Annotated in this window: 9 protein-coding genes; 2 read left to right on the top strand and 7 right to left on the bottom strand. The window is 68.6% G+C overall.

What is annotated here, in order from left to right; translation table 11 throughout:
* Positions 1-25: 25 nt before the first annotated feature.
* From LuPra_RS00790 to LuPra_RS00770, 5 genes are all read right to left on the bottom strand, one after another.
* Complete coding sequence (locus LuPra_RS00790) at positions 26-2,716, bottom strand: ABC transporter permease (RefSeq protein ID WP_110169000.1); 2,691 nt, start codon at positions 2,714-2,716, stop codon at positions 26-28.
* Positions 2,717-2,768: 52 nt separating this feature from the next.
* On the bottom strand, positions 2,769-3,107 hold the full coding sequence (locus tag LuPra_RS00785) for a PadR family transcriptional regulator (RefSeq protein ID WP_110168999.1): 339 nt from the start codon (positions 3,105-3,107) through the stop codon (positions 2,769-2,771).
* A gap of 190 nt (positions 3,108-3,297) precedes the next feature.
* Positions 3,298-4,089, bottom strand: a complete 792-nt coding sequence (locus tag LuPra_RS00780; protein ID WP_110168998.1) for an SDR family NAD(P)-dependent oxidoreductase — start codon at positions 4,087-4,089, stop codon at positions 3,298-3,300.
* 19 nt (positions 4,090-4,108) lie between these two features.
* On the bottom strand, positions 4,109-5,368 hold the full coding sequence (locus tag LuPra_RS00775; RefSeq protein WP_234800660.1) for a sugar phosphate isomerase/epimerase family protein: 1,260 nt from the start codon (positions 5,366-5,368) through the stop codon (positions 4,109-4,111).
* A gap of 33 nt (positions 5,369-5,401) precedes the next feature.
* Positions 5,402-5,869: a hypothetical protein gene (locus LuPra_RS00770; protein WP_110168996.1), complete on the bottom strand. Its 468-nt coding sequence runs from the start codon at positions 5,867-5,869 to the stop codon at positions 5,402-5,404.
* Between the two features lie 186 nt (positions 5,870-6,055).
* On the opposite strand from LuPra_RS00770, the gene LuPra_RS00765 reads away from it, so the two are divergent.
* Complete coding sequence (locus LuPra_RS00765) at positions 6,056-6,670, top strand: hypothetical protein (protein WP_110168995.1); 615 nt, start codon at positions 6,056-6,058, stop codon at positions 6,668-6,670.
* A gap of 16 nt (positions 6,671-6,686) precedes the next feature.
* Positions 6,687-7,799 carry an SGNH/GDSL hydrolase family protein gene (locus tag LuPra_RS00760; RefSeq protein ID WP_162271267.1) on the top strand — a complete coding sequence of 371 codons (1,113 nt, stop codon included), beginning with the start codon at positions 6,687-6,689 and terminating at the stop codon, positions 7,797-7,799.
* A 70-nt stretch (positions 7,800-7,869) separates the two neighbouring features.
* Here LuPra_RS00760 and LuPra_RS00755 read toward each other — a convergent pair whose 3' ends face one another.
* Together LuPra_RS00755 and LuPra_RS00750 are read right to left on the bottom strand one after the other, a co-directional pair.
* Positions 7,870-10,341, bottom strand: a complete 2,472-nt coding sequence (locus LuPra_RS00755; RefSeq protein ID WP_110168993.1) for an ABC transporter permease — start codon at positions 10,339-10,341, stop codon at positions 7,870-7,872.
* 118 nt (positions 10,342-10,459) lie between these two features.
* A complete protein-coding gene (locus LuPra_RS00750) occupies positions 10,460-11,689 on the bottom strand; it encodes a serine hydrolase domain-containing protein (RefSeq protein WP_157898582.1) in 1,230 nt (409 codons plus the stop codon).
* Positions 11,690-11,695: the final 6 nt, after the last annotated feature.

The raw sequence follows: 11,695 nt of genomic DNA, 5'->3' as shown, positions 1-11,695 counted from the left end.
CTGTCCCAGCCCGACGTCGTGACAGTTACCCCTCGCGGAGCACCCTGGCTGGATCGAGACGTGTGGCGCGGCGGGCCGGCAGCCACGCCGCCAGCGCGCCGACTGCGACGAGCACTGCGGCGGCGGCGACGAACGTCAGTGGATCGCGCGCGTCGACTTCGAACAGCAGCGGCGCCACGAATCGCGCAGCCCAGAGGCTGGCCACGAGCCCCAGCGCGACTCCGGCCAGGATCAGGACGCCGACGCGGCGGAACACCATTCGGACGATACCGGCCGGATGCGCGCCGAGGGCCATGCGCAGGCTGATCTCCGTCTGCCGCGCCCGGACGGCATGGGCGACGATGCCATAGAGCCCGATGCCGGCGAGCAGCAGCGCCAGCCCGCCGAAGAACGACGCCAGCATGGTGACGAGGCGCTCCTGCGTGATCGTGGCAGCGACGAGTTCGTCGAAGTTCCCGAAACTGAGAGCAACGGTCGGATCGGTTGCCGTCAGCGCCGCCGCGACGTCGCGCTCGACAGCCGCCCGCCGGTCAGGTGGCGTGTTGATGGTCAGCAGGACGGTCGGCCAGAAGTTCTCCGGTGCCTGCTGTGCCACCGGGACGAACATCGTCGGCACCATCCCCTCGCGTGTCGTGGCGTAGACGGTATCGCCCACCAGGCCGACGATCTCCCATCGCGACTCTTCGTTACCCATGCCGGCGAGCCGGACCGTCTCGCCGATCGGCTGCCGACCGGGCGCGTACCGGCGCATGAAGGCCTCGTTGACGATGGCGACAGGCGGACTGCCCACGCGGTCGCCCTCATCGAAGTCGCGGCCACGACGGAGAGGGATCCCCATCGCCGCGAACCATCCGGGGGTGGTGGCGTCGCGCCAGAGCGAGGGCCGCCCTCGGACCACCTGGGGTGGCGGACCCTCGCCGACCGCAACCTTGCCGGCGCTCCAGCCGCCGCCCGTCAGACGCCGCACCCTCGACACGGTCGCCGATCGCACGCCCGGGATCTCCGCCGCGGCGGCGCGCAGACGCTCGACGCGCTCGGGTCGTGCCTCGATCGACTCGACGGTTGTCTGCAGGTTCAACTCCACGACGAGCAGCGGTTCGGGGACGAAGCCGAGCGGGAGTCGATTGAGGGACGCGAAGGTGCGCAGGAAGAGTCCTGCCGCCACGACGAGGACGAGCGACACCGCGAGTTGCGCGACAACGAGTGTGCCGCGTGCCGCGAAACGACGATCGCCCGTGATCGCGCGGCCGGCGTCCTTCAGGGCGTCGCCAGGGGCGACGCTCTTGAGTCCGAGCACCGGGGCGATGCCGGCCACGAGCGCCGACAGGCACGCAAGCGCCACCGTGAACGCGAGGACGCGCCAGTCCAGCGACAGATCCAGCGACACGGTGCGTTGCCACGTGCTCAGTTGCCGCACGAGCACCGTCCCGCCCCAGGTGGCCAGTCCCAGGCCGAGGGTCGCGCCTGTCACGGCCACGATCAGGCTCTCGGTGAACAGGAGCCGGCCGAGGCGCCATCGAGAGCCGCCCAGCGCCAGGCGGACGCTGAGTTCGTGCCGGCGCGCCAGCGCGCGCGCGAGCAGCAGGCTGGCGATGTTGGCGCAGGCGACAAGCAGCACGAGACCCACGGCCACGACCATCGCGAACAGCGGCGTCTCGAACCGGCCCCGGAGCGAGGATGTGCCGGTCGCCGCCGGGACCAGGGTGAAGGGCTCCGCGAGATAGCGTGAGCCGGCCAACGCCGCATTGCCGCCCGTCGCCGCGGCGCGAATCTGCGGCTGCACGCCCCGAAACGCGGCGTTCGCCTGATCGATGCTCTGTCCCGGCTTCAGCCGCACCATGACTTCCAGCCACCACGAGGACGGGTCCTTCAGCCAGCTTTCCTGCCCTCGAATCGATGGCTCCGCGGCGAACGGGAGCATCACGTCCGTCGTCCGGCCGACGTCGACGCCGAAGAATCCCGCCGGAGCCACACCGACGATGGTGAACGCGACGCGTTGCACGGTCAGTTGGCGTCCCACGACATCTTCGGCGCCGCCGAAGTGCTGACGCCAGAAGCGATGACTGATGACGACGACGGGACCATCAGGTGCAGCGCCGCCATCGTCTGCCGGCATGAGCAGACGACCGCGCACCGCACGCACGCCGAGTTCGTCGAAGAACCTCCCGCTTACGTATGCGCCGTCGACGGGCATGGCTCGGCCGCGCTGCGAGAGGTCGAAGCGCTGGCCAGACCACGCAAGGGCGCCGTCGAACAGCTCGTGCTCGCGGGCCCGGATCTCCTCCCACACGGGATACGGCCAGGAGCCGTTGGTGAGCAGCGCGAGGCTGGCCGGATCGCGGACGGGCAGCGGGCGCAGGATCAGGCTGTTGAAGATGGAGAACAGCGCCGTGTTGGCGCCGATGCCGAGCGCGAGCGTCCCGACGACCGCGAGCGCGAAGCCCGGGCTCTTGCGCAGGCCACGCCACGAGTCGCGGATGTCCTGCCGCACGCTGTCGATCGCGCGCATCGCCCACACGTCGCGTGCGTCCTCGACGGCGAGCGTCACGTTACCCATCGCACGCCGGCTCGCGTGGACTGCGTCGGTCCGATCGAGGCCGTCGCGCTCGAGCGCGTCCTGACGATGCGCCCGGTGAGCCTCGATTTCCTCGGCGAGGTCGGCATCGTGGCGCGACCGACGCAGGAGGTGCTGCAGGCGGCGGACGAGGGAGGTCATGACAAGCGGCCCCTCGCGGCTGGCGCATCACTCGTGGTCGAGGGAGAGACCGTCATGTCGTGCTCAAGACGCGCTGGATCGCGCCGACCATGCGGTCGAACTCGTCGCGCTCGGCGGTCAGTTGCTTGCGGCCGGCCGCCGTCAGCGTGTAGAAGCGGGCACGGCGGTTGTTCTCCGAGGTACCCCATTCGGCCTTCACGCAACCGTTCAACAGCAAGCGCTGGAGCGCGGGGTACAGCGCACTCTCCCCCACTCGCAGCACGTCGTCGGACGTCCGGCGGAGGTGTTCGACGATGCCGTAGCCGTGCCTGGCGCCGCCAGCGAGCGCTTTCAGGATCAACAGCTCGAGCGTGCCGGGAAGCAGGTCGGAGGGTGTGTTGGTCAGTCCCATCAGTCGATGATGGGACTCTACAGAGGCGGACGGTGGCTGTCAACTGCCATCAACTGATGATGGGAGCGCGGCTCCCGCAGCCGTCGGACTCCGACCAATCTCGTAGGCGCCGGACATGTCCGGCGCGCTGCCCGCGGGACAAGTCCCGCGGCTACAACTGCACGGATTCGCGCCGGCCGGCACCGGGACGTCAGGCAATCGTCGGGACGAGACCGCCTTCGACGCGCACGGCAGCGCCATTGGTCGCGGACGCCAGCGGGCTGGCCAGGTAGGCCACCAGACTCGCAACCTCCCCAGGTTCGATCATGCGCTGCAGCAGCGAGGTGGCCCGCGCCGTCGCGAAGAACTCGGCTTCGATCGCGGCAGCGGGCGCGGACGGGTCGCTGGCCTGGCTCCGCAGGAAGTCCTCGATGCCCGCGGACCGGGTCGGGCCCGGCAGCACGGAGTTGACGGTCACTCGCGAGCCGCGCGTCAGCTCGGCCAGGCCGCGAGCGATCGTCAGCTGCGCGGTCTTCGTCACGGCGTAGTGAATCATGTCCTTCGGCACCGAGAGCGCCGATTCGCTCGACACGAAGATGATGCGCCCGTGGTTTCGCGCGAGCATGCCCGGCAGGACTGCCCGAGCCAGACGCACGCCGCTGACGACGTTGACGTCGAAGAAGCGAATCCAGTCCTGGTCGGTGATCTCCGTGAACGGCTTGCTCTCGTAGATGCCCAGGTTGTTGACGAGGATGTCGACGCGGCCGGCATCGCGCAGCAGCAGGTCGGCTCCGGCAGCCATCGTCACGTCGGCAACGACACCCCGCACAGCCCGACCACCGGACGCCTGGATGCTGGCCACCGCGGCGTCGACGGAAGTGGCCGTCCTACCGGAGACGATGACGGTGGCGCCCTCGATTGCCAGGCGTCTGGCAATCTCGAGTCCGATGCCCGCAGTCGAGCCGGTGACGACAGCGGTCTGATGGTCGAGCTGAAGATCCATGGTCCCTCGCTTTCCGGATTCAGATCACCGGCTTCGGCTCGGTGAGCGCCATGAGGACCTCGCGATACAGGTATTTGGCACCCTCGACGCCGTCCCACGGCCCCTGTTCGTACTCCAGCGCGAACGTCCCGCGGAAGCCGGCCGCCAGCATGATCCGCGTCGAGCGCTGCACGTCGTTGCGGTCGCCCCAGCGGTCCCAGTACTTGGCGTGCACGTGGGTGTGTGCGTACGGCGCCAGCATCTTCAGGCCGTTGAAGAGCATGTACTCATGCTCCCAGTTGCAGAAGTCGGGCGATGCCTCGCAATACGGGTGGTTGACCTCGTCGATGATGGTGCGGATGTTGGCCGGTTCGGCCGCCAGGCCCCAGTGGTTCTCGATCGTCACGCGGATGCCAAGGTTGCCGCCGAAGTCAGCCATCTCCTTGTACGACTCGATCGCGGCGGCGAGCATCGGCACCATGTCGATGTTGCGCGGGTAGCCGTCGCCTGGTCCGCGAGGGACGGCATTCGGCCGGATGGGCGCGCCGAACGCCTGCGGCGAGTTCATGCGCATCGTCTTGATGCCGAGGACAGAGCAGCCTTCCAGCCAGCGCTTCGCCACGGCGACGCCGGCCTTGCGGCTGACATCGGCTTGGGGCGAGCCGTAGGAGGCCAACTCGAACGGCGCGTTGTTGGAGATGTGCTGCACCTTCGTCCCCGTCTTGACCAGCGTGCCGGCCAGCGTGTCGAGCCACTTCCGGCCCGACGGACTCATCGGATCGAAGTAACCCGGCTGCCCGTCCTGCGGCGGCAGGAACATCGAGTCGTCGGTGATGTCGCCGAACAGCGACGAGCGGATGTCCATCCGCGTCACGCCCGGGAACGTGTCCTTGGTGAACTGCGGGAAGTCGAGCCCCGTGAGCTCGCCGTATTTCTTCTTCATCTCCGCGGTGTTGGGCAGGTTCGCGCGCGCGGCGCGAGCCTTCTCCGCAACGGCCAGCGCTTCCTTCGCGTTGGGATTGTTGGCGATCGCCTCGGCGTCCTCCGCGAAATCACCACGTCTGCCGGCCGGACGGGGGGCCGCCGCGCCAGCGGTCGGGGCGGTGCGCGACTTGAACAACTGACGCAGCGGCCAGGAATTGCTGGCAAGCCGGTCGAGCGCCGCTTTGCGGGCCTGCTCCTGTGCAGCCGCGGCCTCGCCAGGGGTGAGCACGAGCGCCGCGGCGGTCATGCCGGCACCGGCGCTTTTGAGGAAGTGACGGCGGTCCAACTCGGCACGATCCATTGAGGTGGTGGCCACGTGTGTTCTCCGGGTACGCCTGGGCATGAGGCATCAGGCATCAGGCATTAGCTGCGTTGCCATGGATACGACGGGCCGTCGCGAAGCGTGTCGCTTGACGGAGACCACGGGTCGGGCCGGGGCGCCGGTCCCGTCGCGATCCGAGCTGATGTGGCCGATACTGGGCCGGACTCTCTCACCAATGATTCCGAAGCCCTTGGCAGCAGCTGGTCGGTTCGGACGCAAACTTGTCCGCAAGCCCGGCGGCAGCGGCATCGCGATTGCCGCGGTCACCATCCCGCTGATCTTCCTGCTGCGTGACGTTGCCGCGCTGATCGTCATGGTGGCGCTCGTCGCGTATCCCTTCGTGGACACGCCGCGCACGCTCGCCGGCAGTTCATGGTGGCGCGCCGCTTTGGTGGCGTTGCCGGTCTGGCTGATCGTGTTCCTGATCCTCACCGGGATCGTCGAGAGGGTCCAGCCACTCGGGGCCAGCGCGATGGTGTACCTCGCGCCGTTCATGCTCTACCCATTCGCGCTGGCGATCGCCGGTTTCGTATGCCTCGCCTACTGGCTCGGCCTGCGCCCCCACGAATCGGCGCCACGCACCGCGGCCATCGCCGTCGGCACGATCGGTGGGCTGCTGATCGTCGGACCCGTGCTGCTCGGCATGATCCCCGCGCTCAGGAGAAGATCACAGGCAACACCGTGCCCAACTGGTCCTATTGGCGCGATGGCGAGGTGGTGTCGGCGGCGCCCGGCCGAGTCGACATCCGGCTCACTGACGGAAAGGTCGAGTCATTTCGGTTCGGACAGGACACGACGTTCGAGTTCCGGGGGCCGGGGTCGCCGCTGGTGGAAGGCGAGCCTGGTCCCTCGTGGCTCAAGCCGGGCCAGCGGCTCGGCGTGTCCTACGTATATCGCAGTCACCAGGCCATCGCGAGCAGCGTCAACATCTGGATCGATCGCAAGGGGTGCGCACGCGACGAGCAGTGGCTGGCCGCCGGCCAGGCGGAGGCGCCCGCACAGGACGCGCCGAGCCTGGCCGGGACCACGTGGGAAGGCACGATCCCGGTGCAGTATGGACCGGAGCCTGTCGAGACCACGACGTTCGAGTTCCTGCCGAAACAGGAACTCGCCTATCAGTCCAAGGGCCGCTCACGGGAGACGGGCGCCCACTGGCGCCAGAACGGCTCGGCGGTGCTGATCGAGCTCAACGACTGTTACGCGAAGTACGCAGGCACCATCACGGGGAACCAGATCGAGGGCGAGTTCTCGAATGAGAGGGGCTCACGGGCGCCGTGGACCGCCCACCGCAAGTAGGTTGGAGACAGTCTCCATGATTCTTGTCCCGCTCTGCGTTCTTCTCCTTGCCGTGGCGCCTGCCGTTGCCGCGGCGCAGCCGACTGCCGACGAATCCCCGGTGACCTTGCGGTGGCACCGGGTCACGCCCGCAGTCGTCGAAGGCAAGGGGTGGACCGACACTGAAGGCGACTTCGACCGATTCCCGGCACGAGCCAAGGACGATCTGCGCAAGCCGGTCTGGGATCTCTCGCAACATTCGGCAGGACTGAGCGTGCAGTTCGTAAGCGACGCCACCCGTATCCGCGTGCGCTGGACGGTCACGCAGGACCGCCTGGCCCTGCCTCACATGCCGACGACTGGAGTCAGTGGACTCGACCTCTACGCCAACGAACGTGGCGCGTGGTACTTCGTCGGCGGCGCCAGGCCTACCGAGTCTCCAACCAACGACGCGGACGTCATCGTCGGGCTGTCGCCGACGCCGCGCGAGTTCCGGCTGTACCTCCCGCTCTACAACGGCGTCTCACGGTTGGAAGTCGGAGTGCCGGAAGAGGCGACCCTGCGCTTCGTGCCCTCGTCGAAGGCACGCCCCGTGGTGGTCTATGGCACGTCGATCACACAGGGGTGCTGTGCATCACGACCAGGTATGAGCTACACCGCGATGCTCGGACGCCGGCTCGATGTGCCAGTCATCAACCTGGGCTTCTCTGGAAACGGCAAGGCCGAACCCGAGGTCGCACGGCTGCTGGCGGAGCTCGATCCGGCGATCTATGTCCTTGACGCGCTGCCCAACCTGACGCCTCAGCAAGTCGATGAGCGCATGCCGGCGTTCATCGCGACCATCCGTGCCGCACGTCCGCGCACCCCGATCGTCCTGGTCGAACACCTGCTCTACCCGAACCTGCGGTTCCGCAAGGAGAAGGCCGCGGACGTGGCGACGGCGAACGCGTCGCTGCGCCGCATCTACGAGACCCGGCGGCAAGCCGGCGACAGGCACATCACGCTCGTGCCCAGCGCGACACTGCTTGGCACTGATGGTGACGGCACCGTCGACGATAGTCATCCGACGGAGCTGGGGTTCGCGCGGATGGTCGATGGACTCGAGCCGCACCTGCGACGACTGCTTCCGAAGACACAGACGTCTCGCTAGCTGTCGCGCCGGCACCGGGCTGGTGGCGCCATCGAGACGAATCGGCGTCCCGAGTCGAGCGCGACTCCGGCTAGTCGCGCCGTAGCGCGTCGGCCGGCGACAGCGTGCTGGCCCGCCAGGCCGGCAGCAACGCAGACGCGATGCCGACAGCAAGCAGCACGCCGGTGACGGCCGCCAGTGTCGCGGGATCGCGCGGGGCCACACCGTAGAGGAGGCTCGACGCAAGCGGGGCGACCAGCCACGCCATGGCCAGACCCGCGGCCACGCCCCATCCGATCCAGCGCAGCGCCTCGAGCAGGATCATCCGGCCGACCCGCGCGCCGTCGGCGCCGAGCGCCATGTAGATGCCGATCTCGCGGGTTCGCTGTCCGACCAGGAACGACAGCACGCCGTAAAACCCGAGGGCGGCCAGGCCCAGCACCGTGGCAGCCAGGGCCGCGACCACCGTGGCGGCCACGCGAATCGGCAGCAGCGAGAGGCTGGTGGCTTCGGTCAGCGTGCGCAGGTCGACGATCGGCAGATCCGGATCGAGGCCGCGGATCGCGGCCCGGAGCTGTGGTGCGAACGCGAGCGGTGGTCCGTCGACGCGAACGATCAGCGCGGCGTCGGACCGGTACTCCTGGGCCACCGGCCGGTACATGAACGGCCGTGGCTGTTCTCCGACGCTGACGTACCTGGAGTCGCGGACGAGGCCGACGACTTCGATGGGAGGGCTGGGTGCTCCGCTCGGCTCGTGGAAGCGGAGACGCCGGCCAATCGGCGACTCGCCGGGCCAGAAGGTTCGCGCCAGCGTCTCGTTGACGATCGCCACCGCGGGTGCCGACGCGTCATCGGCTCGGCTGAAGTCCCGGCCGCTCAGCATGCCGATGCGCAGCGTCGCGAAGTGCCCGCCGGCCACACTCTTCCGGCCAACGCTGACGAGGCCGTCGGTGCGTCCCGCCGCGGGTGGCGGCACGCCGTCGGCGAGCATCTGCGAGCCACGGTTGGCGCCTGTCAGCGGCACCACGTCCAGCAGGCTCGCGTGGCGCACGCCTGGCATCGCGCGGACTCGGTCGAGGAGGTCGGCGTAGAACTGGCGCCCTCGCTGCGCCTCATAACCATTGACGTCGAGGTCGAGCGCCGCCATCAGGACGCCGTCAGGCTCGAAGCCCAGGTCCATCCGTTCGGCATGCTGCAGGCTCCGCGTCAGCAGCCCCGCGACGGTCAGCAGCAACATCGACAGCGAGAGTTGCGCGATCAGCAGCGTCGCACGCGTCCGGGTACGGCCAGCGCCGGTACTGCGAATGGAGTTCCCGTTGAGCGAAAACGCAGTGGCGCGGCGCGTGGCCGTCCACGCCGGCAGTAGCCCGAATGCGATGGTCACGAGCGTGGTCACGATGCCTGCGGCGACCAGGACCCTCCAGTCGGGCGAGACGTCGAGCACCAACGGCACGTCCACCGGCGGCGTCCACCGGCCGATGATCCTGGTCAGCAGCACGGCAACCCCGACACCCAGGACTGCGCCACCGCACGCCAGGCAGAACGCTTCGATCGACAACTGCCAGAGCAGCCGGCCACGGCCCGCCCCGATGGCCATGCGGACGGCGAACTCGCGAGTCCGGGCGCTATTGCTCGCCACCATCAGGCTTGCCAGGTTCAGACACGTGATGCCGAGCAGGCTGGTGGCCAGGCCCGCGAGGATGGCGAGGAACAACGCGGCCCGGTTCCAGAGTTCGGGTACGAGGTAGTGCAAGGGATGCAGGTGCAAGCCGCCAGGCTCGCTCGCATCCTTGGCCTGGTCGTCGCGCCACGGCACGAAGCGCGCGTCGGCTTCCGCTTGCGCGCGTGCTAGGCTCACACCAGCTGACAAGCGCGCCACTGCCTGCGCGTAGAACGCGTCGCGGTCGGTGAACGTCCGCGCGCCAGGCATCAGCAGTGGATGCATCGTGACCGGGATCCAGATGTCGGCGGCGACCGGCCCCATCACCCCGATGAAGGCTTCCGGCATCACGCCGACAACGGTGAATGCGTGCCCGTTGACCACGATCGCGCGGCCCACGGCGCTGTCGTGGCCGCCAAAGTGGCGTTGCCACGACCGGTGGCTGAGGACGGCGACTGGCGAGGTCCCAGGCGTGCGGCCTTCGTGCGACAGAAAGGTTCGACCGCGCGTCGCAACGACACCGAGCACGTCGAAGTAGTTGCCCGTGACGAAGCTCGCCAGCAGCGGGCGAGCCGCGTCGTTGCCGACACGAACGCTGACGCGTGACTCGCGAAACGCGGCGATGTCGAGCGTCGCGGCCGCCTCGTCGTATGCCAGCAGGTCGAGCAGTGGCGTGCCGGAGTAGCGGCCGGTGAACACGCGCACGAGCGTGGCTGGCTCGCGCACCGGTGGCGGACGCAGCAGCAGGCCGTTCGCGACGCTGACCACCGTGGTCATCACGCCGGTCCCGATCCCGAGCACGACCAGTGTCACCAGCGCAAAGCCGCGCTGGCGCTGAAGCAGGCGCAGCGTGAAGCGGAGATCCTGAATCAGGGCGGCAAGCAGCGCGCCACCGGGGGCCATGGTGGTTATTACGCGCGGCGACGCTAAATGGTTGACGCCCGGTCCCCGCCAGGTCCGGCGAGCATCCGCGACGCTGGCGAACTCGCGCGCTGCGCGTACCCTCAGCCACGCACGAGGATCACTTGCCTGCGGGGGCCGTGCCCTGACCCGCGAAGGCGTCCGCGATCTTCAGCGCGATGGACGGCGTGTCTGCGTACGAGACGTTCGATATCACGGCGACGACGATGCCGCGGTCCCGAAATGTCATCAACGACGCCACGGTGCCGCCCAGCGACTCGCCGTCGTGACCGACCGCGCGCGTTTGTGCTCCAGCGAGGGTCACGGTCTCGAGGTCCCAGCCGAGGCCGTAACCCGTCTCCTGCCCCGAGGCCAGTCGCTGTGATGTCTGCAGCAACTCGACGGTGGCGGGTTGTAGCAGCGGGCCGCCGTTGATCGCCATGCCGAAGCGCACCAGGTCGCTCGGAGTCGACAGGAATGCACTGGCTCCCGCGTAGCACGAATAGTCGATCGGACGCATGACGTCCGGGCCGTAACGCGGATCGGCGGCGTACCTCGGGAAGTAGGGGGTCATTCGATGCGACAGCGACTCTGTCGCCGAGTCGGCTCTGGTGTCGCGCATTCCCAACGGCTCGAAGATCTGCTTCTCCATGAACCTGAGGAACGGCTCGCCCGATGCGGCTTCGATCGCCGCGCTCACCAGGATCCAACCGTAGCTCGAATATCGGTACCGCGTTCCCGGCTCGAACAGCAGCGAGCGCTCCCCGAACGCCTGCAGCGCGTCGACGGGGCGCTCGCAGCGCGAGGACAACAGCGGGCCCTCGTCACCGCCATCGTTCCTCACCCCGGCCAGGTGCCCCATCAGCTGACGCACGGTCACGGGCCACTGTTTCTTCGGGAACTCCGGGACGTAGGCCTGAATCTCGTCATCGAGCTTCAGCCGGCCCTTCTCCAGCAGCCGGCCAACGGCGGCCGACGTGAGGACGGTGGAGGCGGTCCCGATCCTGAACCGTGTCTCCGGCGAGACGGGAACGCGGCTCTCCAGATCCGCCCAGCCAAAACCTTCGGCCCACACGACCTGACCGCCAACCCCGATCGCCACCGACAGGCCCGGCAGGTTCTGTTCGCTGAGAGCCGCGCGCGTCGATTCCCGGCTGCGCTGCACGGCATCGGCCCACGGTGGCGAAGGGGTTGCCTGCGTCGACGATGGCACGCGGTGCGGATCCGGATGAATCGGCGTCGCGGTGGCGGTCACGTAGAGATGGAGCCCCGCGATCGCCGCAATCAGGCCCCCGACGCCCACCGCAATCAGTGCAAGCCAGGTTTCCTTCCGGTTCCAACTCTTCGACACGTTCCC

It is taken from the genome of Luteitalea pratensis (genome assembly GCF_001618865.1).
GTDB lineage: Bacteria > Acidobacteriota > Vicinamibacteria > Vicinamibacterales > Vicinamibacteraceae > Luteitalea > Luteitalea pratensis.
The sequence above is the reverse complement of the archived record's forward strand: the minus strand, read 5'-3'. Positions and strand labels throughout refer to the sequence as shown.